The 21,009-nt window shown below is 58.3% G+C and carries 16 protein-coding genes; 9 read left to right on the top strand and 7 right to left on the bottom strand.

Going from position 1 to position 21,009, the window contains the following annotated elements; translation table 11 throughout:
- Positions 1–35 precede the first annotated feature (35 nt).
- Together FNZ07_RS08950 and FNZ07_RS08955 are read left to right on the top strand one after the other, a co-directional pair.
- Positions 36–1,472: an MFS transporter gene (locus FNZ07_RS08950; protein ID WP_091015677.1), complete on the top strand. Its 1,437-nt coding sequence runs from the start codon at positions 36–38 to the stop codon at positions 1,470–1,472.
- A 68-nt stretch (positions 1,473–1,540) separates the two neighbouring features.
- Positions 1,541–3,334, top strand: a complete 1,794-nt coding sequence (locus FNZ07_RS08955) for a CocE/NonD family hydrolase (protein ID WP_322788657.1) — start codon at positions 1,541–1,543, stop codon at positions 3,332–3,334.
- A gap of 98 nt (positions 3,335–3,432) precedes the next feature.
- Here FNZ07_RS08955 and FNZ07_RS08960 read toward each other — a convergent pair whose 3' ends face one another.
- From FNZ07_RS08960 to FNZ07_RS08970, 3 genes are all read right to left on the bottom strand, one after another.
- Entirely contained in the window at positions 3,433–5,175 is a 1,743-nt protein-coding gene (locus FNZ07_RS08960; RefSeq protein ID WP_245811601.1) for a CocE/NonD family hydrolase, read from the bottom strand.
- A gap of 184 nt (positions 5,176–5,359) precedes the next feature.
- Positions 5,360–6,667 carry a histidinol dehydrogenase gene (hisD, locus tag FNZ07_RS08965; protein ID WP_091015682.1) on the bottom strand — a complete coding sequence of 436 codons (1,308 nt, stop codon included), beginning with the start codon at positions 6,665–6,667 and terminating at the stop codon, positions 5,360–5,362.
- A gap of 156 nt (positions 6,668–6,823) precedes the next feature.
- Positions 6,824–7,930: a LacI family DNA-binding transcriptional regulator gene (locus FNZ07_RS08970; RefSeq protein ID WP_211367820.1), complete on the bottom strand. Its 1,107-nt coding sequence runs from the start codon at positions 7,928–7,930 to the stop codon at positions 6,824–6,826.
- A gap of 488 nt (positions 7,931–8,418) precedes the next feature.
- On the opposite strand from FNZ07_RS08970, the gene FNZ07_RS08975 reads away from it, so the two are divergent.
- The 6 genes from FNZ07_RS08975 (at position 8,419) to FNZ07_RS09000 (ending at position 15,758) form a co-directional block, all read left to right on the top strand.
- Entirely contained in the window at positions 8,419–9,273 is an 855-nt protein-coding gene (locus FNZ07_RS08975) for an alpha/beta hydrolase (protein WP_091015685.1), read from the top strand.
- A 160-nt stretch (positions 9,274–9,433) separates the two neighbouring features.
- Positions 9,434–10,135 carry a TetR/AcrR family transcriptional regulator gene (locus FNZ07_RS08980; protein ID WP_170275702.1) on the top strand — a complete coding sequence of 234 codons (702 nt, stop codon included), beginning with the start codon at positions 9,434–9,436 and terminating at the stop codon, positions 10,133–10,135.
- A gap of 407 nt (positions 10,136–10,542) precedes the next feature.
- On the top strand, positions 10,543–11,976 hold the full coding sequence (locus FNZ07_RS08985) for an MFS transporter (protein WP_091015691.1): 1,434 nt from the start codon (positions 10,543–10,545) through the stop codon (positions 11,974–11,976).
- Complete coding sequence (locus tag FNZ07_RS08990; protein WP_143098124.1) at positions 11,969–13,405, top strand: MFS transporter; 1,437 nt, start codon at positions 11,969–11,971, stop codon at positions 13,403–13,405. The genes FNZ07_RS08985 and FNZ07_RS08990 overlap by 8 nt, the downstream gene beginning before the upstream one ends.
- 101 nt (positions 13,406–13,506) lie before the next feature.
- A complete protein-coding gene (locus FNZ07_RS08995; RefSeq protein WP_091015696.1) occupies positions 13,507–14,676 on the top strand; it encodes an alpha/beta hydrolase family protein in 1,170 nt (389 codons plus the stop codon).
- Positions 14,673–15,758 carry an Ldh family oxidoreductase gene (locus FNZ07_RS09000; RefSeq protein ID WP_091015699.1) on the top strand — a complete coding sequence of 362 codons (1,086 nt, stop codon included), beginning with the start codon at positions 14,673–14,675 and terminating at the stop codon, positions 15,756–15,758. The genes FNZ07_RS08995 and FNZ07_RS09000 overlap by 4 nt, the downstream gene beginning before the upstream one ends.
- Positions 15,759–15,772: 14 nt before the next feature.
- On the opposite strand, the gene FNZ07_RS09005 is transcribed toward FNZ07_RS09000, so the two are convergent.
- Positions 15,773–16,408 (bottom strand): SRPBCC family protein, encoded by a 636-nt coding sequence (locus FNZ07_RS09005; RefSeq protein WP_170275703.1) that lies wholly within the window; start codon positions 16,406–16,408, stop codon positions 15,773–15,775.
- A gap of 42 nt (positions 16,409–16,450) precedes the next feature.
- Positions 16,451–17,470 carry an aldo/keto reductase gene (locus FNZ07_RS09010; RefSeq protein WP_091015704.1) on the bottom strand — a complete coding sequence of 340 codons (1,020 nt, stop codon included), beginning with the start codon at positions 17,468–17,470 and terminating at the stop codon, positions 16,451–16,453.
- Positions 17,471–17,630: 160 nt separating this feature from the next.
- Here FNZ07_RS09010 and FNZ07_RS09015 point away from each other — a divergent pair, with 160 nt between their 5' ends.
- Positions 17,631–18,494 carry a LysR family transcriptional regulator gene (locus FNZ07_RS09015; protein ID WP_245811631.1) on the top strand — a complete coding sequence of 288 codons (864 nt, stop codon included), beginning with the start codon at positions 17,631–17,633 and terminating at the stop codon, positions 18,492–18,494.
- On the opposite strand, the gene FNZ07_RS09020 is transcribed toward FNZ07_RS09015, so the two are convergent.
- Together FNZ07_RS09020 and FNZ07_RS09025 are read right to left on the bottom strand one after the other, a co-directional pair.
- Positions 18,475–19,881, bottom strand: coding sequence for a S41 family peptidase (locus FNZ07_RS09020; protein WP_170275704.1), 1,407 nt, complete (start codon positions 19,879–19,881; stop codon positions 18,475–18,477). The two genes, FNZ07_RS09015 and FNZ07_RS09020, sit on opposite strands and share 20 nt — an antisense overlap.
- 103 nt (positions 19,882–19,984) lie before the next feature.
- On the bottom strand, positions 19,985–20,932 hold the full coding sequence (locus FNZ07_RS09025) for a LysR family transcriptional regulator (protein ID WP_091015711.1): 948 nt from the start codon (positions 20,930–20,932) through the stop codon (positions 19,985–19,987).
- Positions 20,933–21,009: the final 77 nt, after the last annotated feature.

A 21,009-nucleotide genomic window follows, 5' to 3' on the forward strand; every position in this document is an offset into this window, starting at 1 on the left:
CGCTACACAGACAAGATTATGGACGGAGACAGCTCATGCAACCTGGTACGCAGCGGCGGGACTTGCTGAATCTATACGCGAGCTCACGGCCCAAGAAGCGCTACTTCGGCGCGTTCTCCGTGTTTTGCCTCGGCTTTACACTCGATTTCTTCGACTTCTATCTTGTCGGATTCCTGCTCGCAGTTCTCGGTCCGGGATGGCACCTGACATACGGAGAATCATCGCTGATTCTGCTTAGCGCTGGGGCCGGTGCGATCGTGGGCTCGCTATTCAGCGGCTCGCTGGCGGATGCGTTTGGTCGTAAGCGCGTGTTGCTGATCAGCACCACGATCTGTGGGTTCAGCGCAGGCGCAGCTGCCTTTTTGCCAGAAGGAGCGTGGCTGGGTTTCGCCGCGTTGCGCTTTCTGGTCGGCTGTGGGCTTGCCGGCGCGGCGACGACGCAGACGGTTCTGCTCGTCGAGCACACACCTGCGAGTTATCGCACACGGCTGACTGGTTTTCCCATCGTCGCCGCTTCGGTCGGATCGCTGATTGCCTCTATTTCCGCCGCGACCCTCTTGCATGCGTTCGGTTGGCGCGGTGTCGCGGCGCTGGGTTTTGCACCGCTACTCGTCACAGTGTCTGCTGCGCTGTTTGTTCCCGAATCAGGACAGTGGCTAATCAGCAAAGGGCGCTTGGGCGAGGCGCGCAACGTATTCGCGCGCCTACTCGGAATGGATGCATCCGACCTACCCGCATTGACTACAGCGACGAGCGTTACAGCCGCGCCTGCGCCCAATGGGCGGATCGGCGAGCTATTGCTGTTTCCCGGCCGGACACTGCTGGTGGTGGTGACGTGGGCTGCACTCAGTACGGCCGGCTATGGAGTCTATCTCTGGGGGCCGACGATCGTTGCATTGCTGCTGAAGATATCGCCTGCCGAAGCCGCAAAACATTTCATCGCCATAGCCCTCGCCGGCATTGCAGGTCGTCTGCTTTTTTCCTTGCTACCCAGGTGGATGACGCGCAGGAAGGTTTGCGCGATCTTCGGTTTTGGTATCGCGGTCTCGCTGGGTGCCGCGGGGTTGGGTGCCCAGCATAGCGTCGCAGGATTCCCTGTTTTTGTGGTCATGGTTGCGGTGGGCGCTCTATTTTTTGACGGTGGCTGGTGCGTGGTGGGGCCCTATTCCGTGGAAATTTTTCCGACACGGCTCGCAGCCCGCGCGATCGGGGTGGGGCAGGCTGCGAACGGCGTCGGCAAGATTCTCGGTCCGTTATGCCTTGCTGTCATTGCAGGAACGGGCAACGTCATCACCCCACGTGCAACAACAGATGCGGTCCTTCCCGCATTTCTGTTCCTTGCCGGTTGCGGCCTTCTGATCGGGATTCTGTTCGCCGTGCTGGCGCCCGCTGACGCTTCCGAACAGGGCGAAACCGGTATCGACACGTTATCGGACCCGCGAGGACCCGCAATCAACCGCATTGCCCATTGAACAGGGTCGAGATAGAGCAATGGCTGCGACTGCGGCCATGGGAATCACCTGAAAGAGGAAGAGGAAAAATGACTTCGCAGAGATTTGAGCCCGACCACACGTCCGACGATGAATCACGGGCGCTGAGGACCGAGATCAGGCTGGATATGGTCATCGAATGGGATGTGCCGATCCGCATGAGCGACGGCATTGTCTTGAGGGCGGACATATTCCGGCCGGCCAAAGAAGGGCGTTTCCCGGTTTTGATGTCGCATGGACCGTATGGGAAGCTGTTGCATTTCGAAGACGGCTACAAGACGGCGTGGGACCGCATGGTGCACGAGCATCCTGACGTAGAAGCAGGCTCCTCCAACAGGTATCAAAGTTGGGAAGTCGCGGACCCTGAGAAATGGGTGCCTCACGATTACATCTGCATCCGCGTCGACAGTCGCGGCGCGGGGCGCTCGCCAGGTTACCTCGAGACCTGGTCCGCTCAGGAGATCAAGGACTTTGCGCGCTGCATCGATTGGGCGGGGGTACAACCGTGGTGTAACGGAAAGGTTGGCTTGAGCGGCATCTCGTACTACGCAAACAATCAGTGGCAGGTCGCGGCGGAAAAGCCGAAGCATCTGGCTGCAATCTGTGTTTGGGAAGGCTTCCAGGATTACTACCGGGAGATGTTTTTCCATGGTGGAATCTATTGCACGTTCGCGCAGAACTGGTACGACATGCAGGTGAAGACCGTGCAACACGGTGTCGGCAAGCGTGGTTATCGTAGCCGGCTGAATGGCGAATGGGTGTCGGGCCCGGTGACGCTGTCCGAGGAGCAACTCGGTAGCAACCGGATCGACATGTGGGATGAAATCATCAAGCATCCATTGATCGACGAATTTCACACGTGCCGCACGCCCGACTGGAACGATATTGAAGTGCCCGTGCTGTCGGCCGCTAACTGGGGCGGGCAGGGGCTTCATCCGCGCGGTAATTTCGAAGGGTACATGCTTGCCGCCTCGAAGCAGAAATGGCTCGAGGTTCACGGTATCGAGCACTGGACGCATTACTACACCGATTACGGCATCGCCATCCAGAAGCGGTTCTTTGATTACTTCCTGAAGGGTGAAAACAACGGCTGGGATCGGGAGCCGAAGGTGCGCTTACAGGTTCGGCACCCAGGGGAGACATTCGTCGAACGCACCGAGGAAAACTGGCCGCTTCCCCGGACACAGTGGACCCGCTACCATCTCGAAGCTGACAACAGCGCATTGTCGACGGAGCCGCAGCAGGCAGCCGCGACCCTCGCGTTCGATGCACTTGGCGATGGCTTTACGTTCGTGACACCTCCACTCGCAGAGGAGACAGAACTGACTGGGCCGATTGCCGCGAAACTCAATGTTTCCTCGAGCACGAAGGATGCGGATCTGTTCCTCGTACTCCGCGTGTTTTCGGCTGACTTCAATGAGGTGGTGTTCGTCGGAGCACTGGATCCTCATACACCGATCGCGCAGGGCTGGTTGCGTGCATCACACCGCAAGCTTGATCTGGTTAGATCGCTGCCTTTCCGGCCGTATCACACTCACGACGAGATTCAACCTCTCACGCCTGGCGAGATCTATGAACTCGACATCGAACTGTGGCCGACTTCAATTGTTGTACCACCCGGAGCGCGTATCGCCTTGAGCGTGCGAGGCAAGGATTACGTCTACCCAGGTGGAAGCGGTGGCAAGCTGTCGAACATGAAGAATGAGTTCACCGGTTGTGGCCCGTTCCTCCACGACGATCCCCGTGACCGGCCTGCTGATGTATTCGGTGGAACAACGACACTGCACCTGGGTGGTGGGCGTGAAAACTACGTGCTTCTACCGATAGTGCCGAAGGCGAAATAACCGCTCCGGCGTGTTGGGCGATCTGACAGTCAGCATGGGAATGCGGCGCCCGCTGGATAGGCCAGCGGACGCAGTTAAACGATACTCAATAGTTCACGTCAGCTTCGTTCGGGTATCACGGGGACCAATAGCGTGGCTGGCCGTTCCGGATCAAAGTGCAAAGTCACGATGTTGTCGAAGATCTCCGACGGCCGATCGACCGGATCGTCGTGCAAGAAAGGACCGCATCCCTTCATCGGATTCTTCATGTTCGAAAGGGTCGATTGTTCCAGACCGTGTTCGTAGTCTCTTCCCATGATCGTAAGACCGAGCCGATAACCCTTTGGAAGAACAACGCACGTTGGCCAGATCTCGATGTCGACTTCATAGGGAACCCCCGGCTCCAGGGGCTGCGACTCATCGTGGGAATGAAATGGCCGGTACGGCCGCGATCTGTCCGGCTCCAGCTTTCGCTGCGATGCGCGTAGCCATCCTTGTGTCAGAGGGGCCTTGGGATCGAGTGCTCCCTGAAATGTCACTTCGTTTCCAGCCGGATCGAAAACGTGAAGAACGACAAAGAAGTCTGCATCGGCGGTCGAGGACGAAATGATCAGAGTCAAGGACGAAGGGCCCGTGAATTCCGTATCGACCGAAAGCGGCGGCGTCATAAACGTCACGCCTTTTCCCATCGCCCGGTACTGCACCGTACTGACAAACTGAGGACGGCTGTCGCTTAACTGCAGAGTGTGGGGATCGAGGTAGAGCGACGTCCATGCCGTTCTGGCAAGCGGCCACTCATCCTCGTAACGAAGCACGTACCTGTCGAGGTGGCGTACCTGCAACTGTACTTTCGGCTGGTCTTGCCAACCGTTGTTTTCACCCTTCAGAAAGTAATCGAAAAATCTCTTCTGCAGTGCTACGCCGTAGTCGGTATAAAAAGGCGCCCAATGAGAACCACCGTGTACCTCAAGCCATTTCTGGGTAGACGCGGCGCCGATAAATCCTTCGAAGTTGCCGCGCGCATGCAATCCTTGTCCACCCCAGTTAGCAGCGGAGAGCAGCGGCACCTGTACCTTCGTGAGGTCGACCGAACGCTCTTTATAGTAGTCGGTTAGCAGCGCTCGCGAGAGCATTTCATGGTGCATGTCCTCTCGATTGCTGACCAGTTCGTCGTTCGTCAAGGTCTCCGGCCCGCACGCCAGCTCTCCTGTCAGTCTGCTAGTCGCGCCACGCTCGCCAACGCCGTGCTGGACCGTCTTGACCTGCATGTCCTGCCAGTTCTTGCGAAACGTACACAGAATGCCGCCGTGCCGATTGCCGTCACGATAGTTGTCATGCCAACCTTCCCAAACGCAGATTGCAGCAAGATGCAAAGGCTGAGTCGCGGCGGCGCGCCATTGATTCGCGCCGTAGTATGAGATCCCATTCAGCCCTACCTTGCCGGTGCTCCATGGCTGAGCGGCCGCCCATTCAATGCACTCGTGGTAGTCCTTCTGTTCTCGATGATTGTTGTGGCAGAGGTAGCCAGGCGATCTCCCTGCGCCGCGCGAATCGACGCGCACGACGACATAACCGTGCGGAACCCATTTTTCCGGGTCGACGACTTCCCAGTTCGCGTACGCGTTGCTGGTTCCGGTAACCGCGTCGGGATAGTCTCGCTCCATCGATTGCCACGCTGTCCTGTAGCCGTCTTGAAACGCCAGCCCCTTGCCATATGGGCCGTAGCTCATGATGACGGGATATCTTCCTGCGTCGACGGGCCTGAAGATGTCTGCCCGCAATACCACGCCGTCATCCATCTGAATCGCAGCGTCCCACGTGATCTGCATGCCGTCGCGTATTTCGCTTCGCTCCTGATTCATCTCGTGTCTCCTCGCCAGTTCCCTTATAAAAGTCAGCTTGCAACCGTGCAAGCTGACTTCCGCCCAGTCATATGCACAATCTTTTGCGAACGTAGCAGCCGCTACTACCCGACTGGATACGGGACGACCCGCGAGTAGCCACGTATGCGCAGTGCCAACCGGAAATCGGGCGATCCGGAAGTTTTCAGACCGCGGCTCCGCCGTATGGCACATCGCGGTGCCCGTAGCGACGCACGCGCAGATTTGCCTGTTCGCCGTGCCCCGCGAAACCTTCTAGCGCACATAGACGGGAACAGTACTCACCGACCAGCGCGGACGCTTCGTCTGTCAGAACTTGCTGGTACGTGCAGGTCTTCAGGAATTTCCCGACCCATAGCCCGCCCGTATAACGCGCCGCCTTCTTCGTGGGTAACGTATGGTTCGTGCCAATGGTCTTGTCGCCGAACGCAACGTTTGTGCGCGGACCGAGAAACAGCGCGCCGTAGTTGGTCATGTTCTTGAGGAAGTAGTCGACATCTCGCGTCAATACCTGAACGTGTTCAGACGCGATGTCGTTGGCGATCTTGACCATCTCCTCGTCACTGTCCGCAATGATGACTTCGCCGTATTTGTCCCACGACTTGCGCGCAATATCGGCGGTCGGGAGGATCTTGAGCAGCCGCTCGATCTCCGTCAGCGTTTCATGCGCGAGTTTTTCTGAGGTTGTCAGCAGGACGGCGGGTGAGTCCGGACCATGTTCCGCTTGTCCAAGCAGATCCGTCGCGCACATCTCGCCGTCGACCGATTCGTCTGCGATCACGAGCGTCTCGGTCGGTCCGGCGAAGAGATCGATGCCGACGCGGCCGAAAAGTTGTCGCTTGGCTTCCGCGACGAATGCGTTACCCGGGCCGACGAGCATGTCTACAGGTGCAATTTTCTCTGTGCCGATCGCCATGGCACCGACTGCCTGGATGCCTCCGAGGCAATAGATTTCATGCGCCCCGGCCATATGCTGTGCAGCGACAATCGCGGGAGCAGGCTTGCCGTGAAAGGGCGGTGCACAGGTGATGATGCGTGGCACGCCGGCAACACGAGCCGTGATGACCGACATGTGAGCAGAAGCGAGTAGCGGATATTTACCGCCCGGCACATAACAACCTGCAGAGTTGACTGGAATGTTCCTGTGCCCAAGGATCACGCCGGGAAGCGTCTCAACCTCGATGTCGAGGATTGATGCGCGTTGGTGTCGAGCGAAGTTTTCTACCTGCTTCTGAGCGAATTCGATGTCCGTAATGTCACGCGTGGTCAACTGGGAGAGGCAATCGTCGATTTCACGCTGCGACAGTCTGTAATCGTCACGGTCCAGCTTGTCGAACCGGATCGACAGTTCGCGTATTGCCTCATCTCCGCGCGTTTCGATGTCCGCGAGGGTTGCTTCCACCGTATCGCGGACTTCTTTCGCGGCAGACTTGATCACGTCAGCCTCTGCGCCATGCTTGAGCCATCTGGCCATTTGAACTTCTCCTTCGGGTATGGGTTCGGGAATTTTGCATTCGAATGCAAATGTGATTGCATACGAATGCAATCCTCGGTTGAGGATAGACCTGCCTCGGAGGAAATTCAAGATATCAAGTGATAATTTATATCTATGTGAGCACGAAAATGACGCTCACCGCGATATGTCCTGGCGCTTGCGCGAGCGCCAGGTCCACTGGTCTGCGGACTGCACCACGCCGGTCTGCGGTACGCGTGCGGAGCCGCGCACGATCAACTCTCCGTCGATGATGTGTTGCACGGCGGGCACGACTGCTGCGGAAAGCTGGCGCTCCACCACCTGAACGACGCGCTGGACCATCAATTTCACCGGTTGCGAGTAGGTGGTCAGCCCGAAGATCGGCCACCGCGCCATGTCGATGTCGTCAAATCCGACGATGGAAACGTCGGTGCCCACGTTAAGCCCGAATTCGGTTCGGGCAAGATTGATGGCCACGAGCGCCATGTAATCGTTCGCGCAAAATATCGCGTCAGGTGGTGTTGTAGACGACAGCAGTGTGCGCACAGCCGACGCGGTATCGTCAGCGGAATAATTTCCAGTCACACGATCGACATGACGGACTTTGCGTTCGGCTAGACCTTCGAGGAATCCGGCCTCCCGATCCCGGTTCGTCGACGAATGCTCAAGCCCGGCGACGTACGCGAAACGCCGATGTTTGCCGGCGAACAGGAAGGCGGCGAGCTCCTTTGCGCCTCGCCGGTTGTCTCCTGCGACACTGGGCACAGAATCACCGTCTGTCTTGCGGTTGAGCATGACGACCGGGAGGCCCTGTTGAAGGCACTCATCGGCGAAGCGAGATGAAAGACTCGTCGAGATGAGAACCAGCGCATCCACGCGATAGCGCAATACTTCTTCGAGGATCGGGTCGGAGCCGGCAAGGGGATCGGAGGTGAATAGCAAAACCCGATAGCCGATTCTGGCAAAGGACGTGGAGAGCGCGTCAAGCGCCGCCTGATAGAAGGGGTTGGCGGTACCGGGTACCGCGACGCCAATGAGACTCGATCGCCTCGTAATGAGCGAGCGGGCAACGAGGTTAGGGCGGTAGCCAAGTTGCTGCGCCGCATCCAGAACTTTCTCGCGCATGCCCGTGGAAACGCTGGCACCGGGCGTGAAGACGCGCGATACCGCGGACTGGGATACGCCCGCGAGTTCCGCGACCTCATAGGCCGTAGCGGGGCGTCGTTCGGGTTCCGCTTCCATCTTGACTGGATCCGGCTTCATCGGTGGCTTCCATTGAATCGTTGCCTGCGTTACTGGCTTGCGGTGACTCGGAGTGCAGTAAGCCCAGATCATATCCTGACGGTCGTTTGTGCATGAAGGCGACGCGGTGTGACCAGACACGGTGATGATCAATCAATGACCGAAAGTCATTGGATTCATGACGGCATAGCTCTTCATTCAGACGAGATATCCGTTTAGTGTTGCCCCAGACATTGATGCGTGAATGGAAGATCGAGAGGGATGCGCAATGAAGCGGGTCTTAACACATGATGAATGGCGCCGGATTGCTGTCGAGGTACGCCGCTGGCTCGCGGAGTCGATCCGTCTACGAGCCCAGGCGGAGACCGTCTATGTTTGCGAGAACGAAGACAAGAAACGGTCATCGATGCATCGCGATCGCAGGAAACTCTGAGCACCGTGCCAATAACTTCGAACCTTGTCGTTGACAGGATTGAGGGCCGCTCAGTGACTCGTACAGAGGTAACAGAATGGGTAAAGCTATCAAGGTAGGAGGGCTACGACTGGTCTTGTCGGTAGCCAGCAAGCTGGCACCCAGGCTAGTGGTTCAATACTTGGGGAAACTGTTCGTCACGCCGGATCCCTCAACGTACAAGCATGCCAAAAGTAAACTTGCGTCCCTGGGAGATGTTCAAAGGTCAAGAATCCAACTCGACGGAGAGTGGATTGAGATCTACGTATGGGGTGATCCATCGTGCCAACCGTTCGTCTTGATATCGCATGGGTGGTCGAGTTACGCGCTGCGCTTTACTCCGTGGGTGCCACACTTACTCGCGCTTGGCTACGCGGTGGTTTGTTTCGACCAGGTCGGACACGGCTTGAGCGGTGGTCGAGTCAGCCATCTCGCTCGCTTTACGTCAGTGCTCCGTCAAATAGGCCGGCGTTTCGGTCAACCCAGTGTCTTGATCGGCCACTCACTTGGAGCAACCGCCGCTGTCTTCGCGCGAGAAGATGCGACACCGCCGCTCCGATATGTCCTGATCGCTCCGATGCTGGCTGCGGAGGAAGGTACACGTCGCCACTTTCGTGAGTTAGGCATTTCGCCCAAAGTTTTTGCTCTGTTTGAGGAGTGGGTACACAAATTAACCGGCCAGCGTTTTTCTGATTACGATGCTTCAGGTTACCTGAAAGTTCGCACCGAACCGGCATTGATCATTCACGACCGACAGGATCGCGTGACGCCATGGGAAGAGGGCGCGCGGTTCGCTGAACTATGGCCCGATGCGCAACTTTACTCAACGGATGGCTTTGGCCACAATCGAATGGTGGATCATTCCACTGTCATCAGCGAAGCGATGCGCTTTATCGGGAAAGCCACGCCTTGACACGAAGCAGGCATTGCGTCGACGAGTCGATATAATGCGTGGGGTTCCGGTGTCGACGACGGTATGTTGCTGGCAACGTGGCGCATGACCGCCGACCAGGATTCACGCACAGTAGCCGTTCAAAATATGGCAACTGACTTTCGAGAGGACGCAAGGTAACGTGAACGCTAAAGCCAGATCGACGCGCACCCGTGCTGCTGTTTCCGCGGTGCCGGAAAAGCGGCGCCGGCAATCGCCGGACGAGAGGCGGGCGCAGATCATCCGCGAAAGTATCAATTTCTTTTCCGAACATGGCTTTAGTGGCTCGACGCATGACCTGGCGAAACAGATTGGCGTGACCCAGCCGCTCATGTTTCGTTATTTCGAATCGAAAGATGATCTGGTCGATGCCGTGTTCGATGCCGTGTTCACCCAGCGTTGGGACAGCCAATGGCCCAAACTGATCCGTGACCGGTCACTTTCACTTCGGGAACGCCTCGTCCAGTTTTATAACTCATACCTGAAGGTCGTCTTCAATCGTGACTGGATGCGGCTTTATGTTTTCGCCGGACTTTCGGGTGTGGAAATCAACCGCCGGTACTTCCGTATCCTTGAGCAGCGCATCCTGATGCCGCTGTGCGAGGAGTTACGCGCCGAGTACAGGATGGTGTCTGGACTCGAGATTCCCATTACGGAAGACGAACTCGACTTCGTATGGTCCTTTCACGGTGGGATCTTCTACCATGGGATCCGGCGTTGTGCCTTCGGCACATCGACCGACCACGAGCTAAGCCAGAACGTTCTTGACGTAACAATCGATGCCTTCATCGACGCAGCACCTCACGCAATCGCGCGGTTCACGGCCGAGGCTCGCCGCCCCTGAATTTTCCGCAACGACGCAATTGGTGCGCTGTTGTCCTAGTGGGTTCCACGGTGCGTTACAAGAGCAATTCCTTTTCTTGACTGCCTCGTCGTGCAACCCGTTGCCAGCACGACTTCTTGCACCCGCACGCACATCCCACCTCGTCTGGAACACTGCGCTCGACACCCGCAATAAGCGTGTGTCTGGCAACCATTTTCCGTCTCGTATCCGGTTGATCTGTTGGTGAAACATTGCCGTTGAGGACGAGGCTGATCGTTTACCCGTGCAACGCAATGTGATGCTGTTTCCAGATTGACAAGCAGCGTTTCACGTCTTAAATTATCAAACAATAATTAAAAGAGAAAATACACACCTCCGTGAGGACAACCTGACCGAGCCACAGGCGCACCAGGAGAGGAAGACGATTGATGGATCAGCATTTCACCCGACATGCAAGCAAGGGTGACGTAGACACAAATCTGAACCCTGCTATCGCCGGACGTAGCGCGCTATTGGCGTGCCTCGACCAGCAGACGCGATTGACGGGAAACCAGTGGCGCGTCATCACTGCGGCGATACTCGGCGACATGCTGGAGTTTTTCGACTATTTCGTCGTTGGATTTGTACTCGCCTTTGTCGTTGGCCCGTGGCACCTGAGCTTTGGTCAATCGGCGCTCATCCTGCTTTCGTCGGGTGTTGGCGCAATGGGAGGCGCCATTGTCTACGGACGGATTGCCGACCGGTTCGGCAGGCGCAAGGTATTTCTTGCGACGGTCGTCAATTTTTCGCTGGCTAGCGGCGCGTTGGCCTTCACGCCGGATCACGGATGGGTGTATTTAGCCGTGTTTCGCTTTATCGTCGGATTCGGGGTGGGCGGACTTTACTGTGTGGATCTTCCGCTTACGCAGGAGTTTGTGCCTGCATCGAAGCGCGGTTTGGTCGGGGGACTGGTTACCGCTGCCGTGCCGGTCGGGATGTTGCTTGGGTCAGTGATTGCTGCTTTCCTGTCGCACTGGATCGGCTGGCGCGGTCTCTTCGGGGTAGGGCTCGCTCCTGCGCTGCTGACGCTGCTTATTCGCACGTGGGTCCCGGAATCTCCACACTGGTTGCTTTCTGTGGGACGGGTCGACGAGGCGCGGCGTTCGATCGCGTGGGCACTTGAGGTAGACCCTTGCACCTTGCCCGCCGCGCCCGCACCGATACGGCGGATGCAGGTCGGTATGCGCGATCTTTTCTCTTATCCGCGTCGCGTCGCGCTGACCTGGATGATCAATCTGACCGCGCAAACGGGTTACTACGGTTTCCTGATGTGGGCGCCAACGTTGTTCGTCCTTCAATTAGGCGTGTCGCCGGCGCGAGCGTCATTTTTGATGATCTTCGTTACGTTGGCGGGATTTTCCGGCCGGATCTTCTTTTCGATCCTGGCGGACCGCATTGGACGTCGCGCATGTGGAGCGATGGCCGGATTAGGTGGGGCATTCCTCCTAACCGCGGCAGCGTTCGGCCACGCCACGACGATTGGCACGCTGTCAGCGTTCGTGAGCGGATTGATCCTTGCCAACGTGTTTGTCGATGGTGCTTTTGCGGTGGTCGGCCCCTACTCGTCAGAAATATGGCCATCGTCGCTGCGCGCCACGGGCATGGGATGGGCGTATGGGGTCGGAGGTCTTGGGAAAATCATCGGTCCACTTGGACTTGCTCTGATCGTCGGATCGTCCAACGTAATCAATCCTGCCGCTTCACTCGCATCGCTCATCCCCGCTTTCGGTTTTCTCGCGACGTGCTATCTCGTGGCCGGGTTGAGCTTCCTCCTGTTTGGAATCGAGACGCGTGGAGCCGCACTGGAGACAATTGGTGAGTGACTGTGTTGGGAACAGGGCGGTGAAATCGGCGGTGCCGCACGATTGCAAGTCAGGGCCGATATCGGGCAGCAGCGGTGGCGCCGCGGCTACCGCGACCACATTGCAACGTACGGGCAGGGAGACGGTCGATGTCGACAACCTGATCGACGGTTGTATTCCGCTTAGGCCATTGCAAAAGCGGACGTATGCGTTGTGCGCGCTCGTTGCGCTTCTTGACGGGATGGATAGCCAGGCGATCGGCGTAGCCGGTTCTTTGCTCGCGGACCGTTTGCACGTTGGAACATCAGCACTGGGGACAGTGTTCGCGGCGGGACAGGCCGGGTACATGATCGGCGCGCTGTTGATCGGTCTTCTTGCCGATCGCTTCGGTCGCCGTCCCATGCTGATTCTTTCCGTGCTGCTCTTTGGCATGCTGACGGTTGCAACCGCGTTCGCGCCAACGCTGGGCACGTTGGCGTTGATCCGCCTGATCGCAGGCATTGGCCTCGGCGGTGCGACCCCGTGCTTCATCACGCTTGCATCGGAGTATCTACCGGAACGATTCCGGCGCGTCATGGTGACGGCGCTGTTCGCGGCCTATCCAATCGGCGGCATGCTCGGTGGCTTTCTTGGCTCGTACATGGTGACGCGATTCGGCTTGAACGTGCTGTTCTATCTGGTCGGTGGCTTACCGCTCGCGCTTGTTATCGGCATGTTCGCCATGTTGCCCGAGTCGCTGCAATTCATGTCGACACGGGGAATTTCTGCGGGCGCGGCGCCTGTGGTCGCACATCTTCGAGGTAACGCAGTAAGAGGCGAAGTGGATCTGCGGGCGAACAGTACGAAAGCGGATACCGGTTCCCTGTTCCTGCTGTTTCGCGATGGCTGGACGATGCAGACCTTGACGCTGTGGGCGATATTTTTTGCCACCTACGGCGTGCTCAGCACCATTTTCTTATGGTATCCGTCGCTGCTTCATCTCGCTGGTGTCAGGCCGTCAACCGCGGCATGGATGGTCGGTCTCGAGAACCTGGGCGGTGTAGCCGGCATGCTTGTGGCCGGTGTGCTGATGATGCGTTTCGGCAGCGTACGCGTACTACTCGTCGCTTTCGCTTCGGCTGCGGTTTGCATGGCGGGTTTTGCCGCGGCCGGTGGCGCCATTTTTCCTGCCGCGTTCAGCATGTTGCTGACCGGCTTTCTGCTCGATCTGGCCGCCTCGGCAATCATGGCGCTGTGCGCCACCCTTTATCCGGTAGTGGCCCGTTCAACGGCAGTGGGTTGGGCAATGGGTGCGGGTCGCCTTGGGCAGATATGCGCGTCCCTTTTCGTCGGCGGTCTCGTGCATAAGCAGTGGGGCTTCTCGACTATCGCCTACGTGCTGGCGATGATTCCAGTGGTTGCCGGAGCATTGACGGTTCAATTGTCCGCAGTCCGGCGGACGCGCTTGTAAGGTCGAGCGATAGACGGTTACCGGCTTATCAGATAGGCCCGATCATGATCGGAGTGTGCCGCGTCGGCATGACAACGAAACATCAAACTTCAGGATCCGCAATGTTTGAATATTTTCCTGGCAACTACACATGGAATATGGCGGTCAACCTTTGCCTCGGCATGGGTGGCCAGATTGGAGAGATCGACAGCGTGTCGGGGGCGGCACGTGAAGCGTCGAACCGCGGAGATCCAGCTGCAAGCGAGAAGCTGTTTACGGCATGGTCGTCGCTCGGCGAGCGTCTGACCCGACTCGCACGAGAAGACGAACGGAAGGGACATTCGTACAGCGCCGGGATGAAGTATCGGCGCGCGACCATTTACTACCTGCAGGCCGAGCGGATGCAGGCACCGGACTTCGAGCCCCGGAAACAGGCTTATCAGAAAGTCCTCGAATGTTTCGAGAAGTACCTGCAGTTGACGGGTCAGAAGTGCGAGCGGGTTGAAGTGCCCTACAAAGATACGTTTTTACCGGCCCTGTTTGTACCGGCAGCAAACGATCGGGATGCGCAGACGCCTTGCATGATTCACTTCGACGGACTGGACGTCACCAAGGAAATTCTCTATCTCGTTGGGATGGGACCGGAACTGAGTCGCCGCGGCGTGAGCGCGCTCCTTGTTGATAATCCTGGAGTCGGAGAGTCGCTCAGGCGGCGCGGGCTGAAGAATTTCCCGGAGGCTGAAGTTCCGGCCGCCGCCTGTGTCGATTATCTGGAGTCACGTCCCGATGTCGATCCCCGTCGCATTGGAATCATGGCGCTTTCGCTCGGTGGCTATCATGCTCCGCGCGCGGCGGCGTTTGAGCCGCGGCTTGCGTGCTGTGTTGCGTGGGGAGCGAACTACAACTGGGGAGCGACGCAGCGCTATCGCTATGAGAGCCGCGATCGGAGTCTTCCCGTGCCCCACTACTGGAATCACGCGATGTGGGTGTTTGGCTCACAGAGTGTCGAGGATTTGCTGGAGACGGCCGACCGCATGACGCTTGCCGGTGTGCTCCATCGTATCCGTTGCCCGATTCTCATTGAACACGGTGGCAATGACCGGCAGATCAAACTCGAGCAGGCGCAGCAGACCTTCGACGATTGCGTCAACAGCGTCAAGCGCGAGCTGAAAATTCATTCGATTGACGACGGCGGCGCGGAGCACTGCAGCATCGACAACATTTCCCTCGGCGTTGACTCCATTGCAGATTGGGTTGGCGAAACGATGCGCGAACTAGGAGCGCAACGATGAAAGCGGACGCTCCAGATAATCCGGTCAGGATTGACGCCGCGCGGGCCAGAAATTTCATTGCCGATGTGTTGGAGGCGCTTGGCGTTAGCGAAGCGGACGCAGAGTGCGTTGCGATTCAGATGATCGAAGCGGATCTAACCGGCGCAGATGCGCACGGTATTTTCCGGCTGCCGCAATATGCGGTCGCTCTTTTGTCGGGCAAGATAAGTCCCACTGCACAACCCGTGTTGTCGAGAACCGGGCCATCGACGGCGCTGGTCGACGGACACAATGGTCCTGGTCATCGAATCATGACCTTCGCCGCAGAGCAGGCCATTCAGATTGCTCGCGAGACGGGTGTCGCCTGGGTGGGTGTTCGTGGATCGAACCACGCAGGCGCCGGCGGTGTTTATGCGTCGATGCCTTGCGCGCACGGCATGATAGGGATTTACAGCGCCGTGTCAGGGGTCAATCACATGGCGCCTGCGGGGAGTGCTGAACCGCTGATCGGCACGAACCCACTTGCGATTGCCGTGCCGGGCCCTGGCGATGCGCCCTTCGTCCTCGACATAGGTATGTCGACGGTCGCATCAGGCGTTATTGCGGCGTTTGCATTGCAAGGTCGCACGATGCCTGACGGATGGGTGATCGATCGCGCCACTGGCGAAGCGATTACCGATCCGAAGAGGGTGAACGGGGGCCTGCTGACATCGATGGGCGGGCATAAGGGGCTCGGCCTCGCATTTATGCTTGGCTTGCTAGGTGGGCCATTGAATGGTGCTGCATTCGGCAAGGACATCCCGGATTTCGCGGCAGGGGGTGGGTTTGGAAACAACTCCGGGCATTTCATCGTTGCGCTCGATGTCGAACGCTTCCTTCCTCTTTCGTCGTTTCTGGCAATCGTGGAGCGACAGGTCGATGAGATGACCACATCTGGCCGTGCTGACGCAACGGCCGGGATAAGGCTACCGGGCACGGAACGCGCACGCAGGCGTGCCGAGCGCGTCCGTGAAGGGCTGTCGATATCGCGCGAGCTGCTGGACAAGCTTGATCTTCTCGCTCATCAGCTTCGCATTTCGAGGCTGGAAATGCGCTCGGATTGAAACCCGCACGCTGATCAATGTGCTTCAGAAACCCACTTCAACGTAGCAAGCCACAGATCGTGGCCGCGATGCATGAGGCTCTCATCGGTCTCGCGCAGATGAGCGGCGTCGGTACCGTTACCCACTTCATCCATCACGACACGGCAGGAGTCGCCTGCAGGCGTCAGATACCACGTGTGGTAGAAGCTGGGCGACGTACCCGGCGCGTAACCGTACCAGCCAATACGCGTGTACGGAACGAATTCGCGAATCCTGCTTTCCAGTTTCAGGCCAAATGTCGTCCAGTGAAAAACGGCGTCGCGAGTAAGGACGGGACTGTCGCCGACGATGCTGACGTCTTTCGAATTTGGATACCACTGAGGCCATTTAGTGGCATCGACGATGTTGTCCCATACGCGTTCGCACGACGCATGGATGACGGCCTCGTTATGCGAAAACAGGTCAGCTGTTTCCGGATTGAAACCATCGGGCCAATGGATCTCGTGTGAACGGTGCTGGAGATCGAGCTGCATCGTTTTGACGTCGTTTGTCGTTGGTTGTACAGGGGAGGGCATAGTGTCCTGGCTAAATGCGGGCAATGTTGCAAGCGCGGCTCCAGCAATGCTCAGCAATACAAGAGCACGATAAACAGCAATTTTTCTTTCGGTCATGTGATCGTCCTTTCCGCTTTCTCGCATAGGGGAGATGTGCAATCAGAAACGGTCTTTGTCATGAAACCGCTGCATCCAGTGCGGATACGGCACGTCCGGTTGCGAGACGCGATCGAGCCGCTCACGATGCTCCGGCGGGAGCACGAGCTCTGCCGCTTGCAGATTGGCGCCAAGCTGCGCCTCCGAACTAGCCCCAACAATCACCGTTGCCACTTCGTCACGCCCGAGCAACCACGCAAGCGCGACCTGCGCAGGCGTGCTGTTCAATGCATGTGCGACGACGCGTAGTTCGTCGATGATCGGATCGACCTTTTGCGGATCGACGGGCGGAAAGTTGAGATTGGTACGTCGACCCTTTTCAGGCGTACCGCTCTGCGCGGTGTATTTGCCGCTCAGATAACCACCTGAAAGCGGACTCCAGACCATCAATGCCATATCGTGTTGCCGTGCGACGGGCGCGATCTCGTGCTCGATGTCGCGTGCGGCGAGCGAGTAGTGCACCTGGTTACTGGTCGCTTGTGCCCAATGTGCGTGCGACGTGATCGAGTGGATCCGTTCGAGTTCGGACGCACTGAAATTGCACACGCCGATATGCCGCACTTTGCCTTGTGCAACGAGATCGTCGAGTGCACGCAATGTCTCATCGAGCGGTGTGAGTGCGTCGCGATCGTGCAGTTGCAACAGATCGATGTGATCTCGGCCGATCCGCTTAAGGCTCGCTTCGACAGTGTGGATGATGTGAGAGCGACCAAGACCCACCTGGTTCGGGCCAGGGCCTGTGCGCAGACGGACCTTGGTCGCGATCAACATACGCGTTTCGTCGAGACCAAGATCGGCCAGCACCTGGCCAACCACCACTTCCGATTGCCCCTGCGAGTAAGCATCGGCGGTATCGATCAGATTCACCCCTTGATCGACGGCAAGCCCGACCAGACGCGCTGCCTGCTCACGATTCAATCCGGCAATCGATGCCCAGATGCCATCCCCCGCACCGAACGTCATGGCGCCCAGTGTGAGGCGGGAAATACGCAGGCCGGAGCGGCCGAATGTGCAGTAGTTCATGACAGCAGATCCTCCATACGTTGAAAACAGCCCACACGATAGGGTTTCGCCGGCAAGCGGCCTAGAGCGTAAGATGCGAAGACACTTTTCGGTCTGAGCGAGTAATCGGATGCGTGTTGATCAGTTGGCGGCTATGCGCCTGTTCGTGCGGATTGTGGAAATGGGCTCGTTCGGTAAGGCGGCCCGATCGATGAGCATGTCTTCTTCGAATGCAACGGAGCGCATGGCTCGCCTCGAGGAAATTCTCGGTGTGCGGCTATTGGCCCGGACGACGCGTGCGGTTGCGCCTACCGAGGCGGGTGCGCGCTATTACGAGCTGTGTTGTCGGCTGCTCGGCGAACTGGACGAAGTCGAAACCTTGCTCGCGGGTTCTCAAGAGATGCTGGCGGGACGGGTCCGGGTGAGCGCGAACGTCTCGATTGCGCGCTCGATTCTTGTCCCTCGCTTGCCTGCCTGGTTCGAACAACATCCGGGGATTCACGTCGAACTCGTGATGAACGACCAGCGCAGCGATTTTGTGCACGAGGGGATCGACTTTGCGGTACGCATTGGCGGACTCGAGGATCAGGACCTGGTGCTGCGTCCATTAGGGCGCCCACGCCGCGTTACAGTTGCGTCCCCTGCGTACCTGAAAAAAATGGGCACACCGGAGTCTCCGGACGACCTCGCAAACCATCATCTGATCGATTTTCTGTTGCCGCAACGAGGCGCACGGCTCGAGTGGGAATTCGACAAGGACGGGAAACGGCAAACGCTATTTCCACGCAGCATCGCGTCGATCGGAGACGCCGAAGCACGGCTGCAACTTGCAATTGCGGGCATGGGTATCGTGCAGAGTCTCTCGTTCATTGCGGCACCCGCGTTAGGCGAGGGCAAGCTCACGCGGATTCTGAAGTCATGGGAGACACCCGCGCCCGAAGTATCGATTCTCTATCGGCGAGACCGTCATCTACCGACACGGACCCAGGCCACGATGGATGCATTCACCACGTGGATCAAAGAGGCTATTTCGGCGGCCGAATGACAGGTTGACCACGAAGCCAGTTCAACGCCTGCTCGGTCATGAAATCATTCGACCCAGCTTGAGGGGGCGGCGCGGGATGAGCGGGCGTTAACGGTGTGTTCGAAGAAACGTGCTCATTGTGTGCCTCTATGGCGCGTAGCTGACTCACGACTTCCCGCGCATGAGACTCGGAATAGGCAGTCTCATCGGAGTCAAGCGGATTGGCGAGATGATGAGCAAGATCGACTTCGCGCACGCTGGGCAACGTGTTGCTGCTATCGGCTCCTGCAGACGCTGCAAGGGACACATCCGGCACGACTCCGCGATTCTGGATGGAGCCACCGTCCGGCGTGTAATAACGGGCCCTCGTAAGCATCAGGCCGGCACCGCCGCTCAATGGCCCGGTGACCTGAATCGTGCCTTTACCAAACGAAGGCTGACCCATGACCGTAGCCCTGTGCGTATCGTGCAGTGCGGCGGCGACAACTTCGGTAACCGAGACCGACTGTGCATCGATGAGCACGACGAGCGGCAGCGTTTTGAACATCGCCGGCAAATCGACGAGCGGGTCGCCGGTAAACGAGGGCCGGCGATAATCCTCGTAAGTAGCGCGGTACACATGCCCCGAACCGGGCTCACGTTCCCGGACCGTGACGACCAGCGTATCGGCCGGCACGAAGGCGCTGACTACGCCCACGCCATCCTGCAACACCCCTCCACCATTTGCGCGTAGATCCAGCACCATGCCCTTCAACGGCGGTGTTGTACGAGCGAGATCGCGCAAACGGTTCGCAAGGTCCGGCACAGTCTGTTCGTCAAAGCCGCTGATGCGAATGTAGGCGTAACCAGGAACAGCGATACGTGAGCTGACGCTGGAGGTATGGATCAGCGCGCGTGTGATTTCGAAGGTGCGGGTTTCGTTTCCGGTGGCACGGTAGACGCTGAGGTTCACTGTTGTTCCTGCCGGACCGCGCATACGCGCGACTGCATCGCGAACCGTCATTCCTTGCGTAGGTATGTCGTCAATCCGCGTGATGACATCGCCTGCCCGGATGCCGGCCTGCTGTGCGGGTGCCTGATCGATCGGCGCGAATACCAGCAACCTGCCATCCTGTTCGCCGACCTGCAAACCTACGCCCGCGAACCCGCCTGCTAACTGGTCGACCAGCGGAGCAAATTCGTCGGGCGTCAGGAATTCGGAGTGCGGATCGAGTTCGGCGACCATGCCCTTGATTGCGCCGTACATCAAAGCCTTGCCGTCCACTGGCCTCGCATAGTCGCGCTGGATGATGTCGTATGCCTGCGTCAGGGTCTGGACGTCTTCCTGCGTCAGCGGTGGAAGTGCGGGCGTGCTGGCGATATCGCCGGCTGCAGCGGAGAACGGCATTGCCCACATCAAGAGCAGCATGATGGACGCGGCCCCGCGCGGACAGCGAGTCTGCAGCATCGAAGAACGTGTCGGAGAAGTCTCTCTCATTCAGATAGGTCCGCCACGTCGGGTCATCCCGGTCTCACGGGTGAACAATCTGTTGAGCCATCACACCCAGCTGTTCCGCCGGCCATGCACCGCCTGCGACCATATCGGCGATGACCCGCTCAACGATCTCAATGACACGAGATTTCGCCAGACTGCCAGGCCTCGTTTCATTGATGGCAAGTACGACGCGTCGCCTCATTTGCGGCCCTTCGATCGGCACCGCCTTAAGCTTGCCGGCAGCTACTTCCGCAGCAACCGCCATGGGCGGCAGAACCGTGCAGCCCAGACCGAGCTCCGCGGCACGCTTCACGGTTCCGAGCGAATCGATCTCCGCGACGACGTTGAGCTTGATATGGAGTGGAGCGCAGGCACTTTCGACCATGCGGCGAAGCCCGTGCTCGACCCCTGGCAGAATGAGCGGAAAGTTCTCCAGCTGCTCGAGTGTGAAAGTCGCTGGAACGTCCGTTCCGTTCCCCGCGATGAAAGCAAGCTGATCATCGAGCAAGGCGCGCTTCTTCAAGCCAACCTCAACGGCGTCGCCATAGAGAATGGCAATATCGATCCGGCCCGCCTGCAACCACTCTTGAAGTGTGCCGCTATATGCCTCGATCAGTTTCAGATGCACGTTGGGCAGCTCGGAGCGACAGACTGCCAGGATCGGAATAGTTGCCATCAGGCCCACTGTAGTTGGCAAGCCGAGGCAGACCGCTCCCATCGGGACGGCGTTAGCGTTTCTCACAGCTTCTCGTGCGCGGTCCACATCCGCCAATACCACGCGTGCATGATCGAGGAAGACTCGTCCTTCGTTCGTCAGCACCATTCCGCGGCGAGAACGCTCGAACAACTGGGTGTCCAGTTCGGTTTCAAGTGCGGAGATTTGCTGGCCCAGTGAAGGCTGCGCCACGTGCAGCCTGTCGGCAGCTCTGGAGAGGCTACCCGCTTCGCACACCCCTACGAAATAACGCAGATGACGAATATCCATAACGCGTAGAGAGTGCCAGTCGCGAGACTCAGGGTATCAGGGTTATTGCCGATATAGCTTTAACGACTACCAATAAG

Source organism: Paraburkholderia megapolitana, assembly GCF_007556815.1.
In the GTDB taxonomy this organism is placed as follows: domain Bacteria; phylum Pseudomonadota; class Gammaproteobacteria; order Burkholderiales; family Burkholderiaceae; genus Paraburkholderia; species Paraburkholderia megapolitana.

What these genes read in the sequence shown, in the direction of transcription:
- FNZ07_RS08950 (WP_091015677.1), top strand. Translation starts at nt 36, where the DNA reads ATGCAACCTGGTACGCAGCGGCGGGACTTGCTGAATCTATACGCGAGC.
- FNZ07_RS09005 (WP_170275703.1), bottom strand. Translation starts at nt 16,408, where the DNA reads ATGACCGAAAGAAAAATTGCTGTTTATCGTGCTCTTGTATTGCTGAGC.
- FNZ07_RS08995 (WP_091015696.1), top strand. Translation starts at nt 13,507, where the DNA reads ATGTTTGAATATTTTCCTGGCAACTACACATGGAATATGGCGGTCAAC.
- FNZ07_RS09010 (WP_091015704.1), bottom strand. Translation starts at nt 17,470, where the DNA reads ATGAACTACTGCACATTCGGCCGCTCCGGCCTGCGTATTTCCCGCCTC.
- FNZ07_RS08960 (WP_245811601.1), bottom strand. Translation starts at nt 5,175, where the DNA reads ATGAATCAGGAGCGAAGCGAAATACGCGACGGCATGCAGATCACGTGG.
- FNZ07_RS08975 (WP_091015685.1), top strand. Translation starts at nt 8,419, where the DNA reads ATGGGTAAAGCTATCAAGGTAGGAGGGCTACGACTGGTCTTGTCGGTA.
- FNZ07_RS09015 (WP_245811631.1), top strand. Translation starts at nt 17,631, where the DNA reads ATGGGCTCGTTCGGTAAGGCGGCCCGATCGATGAGCATGTCTTCTTCG.
- hisD (WP_091015682.1), bottom strand. Translation starts at nt 6,667, where the DNA reads ATGGCCAGATGGCTCAAGCATGGCGCAGAGGCTGACGTGATCAAGTCT.
- FNZ07_RS09000 (WP_091015699.1), top strand. Translation starts at nt 14,673, where the DNA reads ATGAAAGCGGACGCTCCAGATAATCCGGTCAGGATTGACGCCGCGCGG.
- FNZ07_RS08985 (WP_091015691.1), top strand. Translation starts at nt 10,543, where the DNA reads ATGGATCAGCATTTCACCCGACATGCAAGCAAGGGTGACGTAGACACA.
- FNZ07_RS08970 (WP_211367820.1), bottom strand. Translation starts at nt 7,930, where the DNA reads ATGAAGCCGGATCCAGTCAAGATGGAAGCGGAACCCGAACGACGCCCC.
- FNZ07_RS09025 (WP_091015711.1), bottom strand. Translation starts at nt 20,932, where the DNA reads ATGGATATTCGTCATCTGCGTTATTTCGTAGGGGTGTGCGAAGCGGGT.
- FNZ07_RS09020 (WP_170275704.1), bottom strand. Translation starts at nt 19,881, where the DNA reads ATGCTGCTCTTGATGTGGGCAATGCCGTTCTCCGCTGCAGCCGGCGAT.
- FNZ07_RS08955 (WP_322788657.1), top strand. Translation starts at nt 1,541, where the DNA reads ATGACTTCGCAGAGATTTGAGCCCGACCACACGTCCGACGATGAATCA.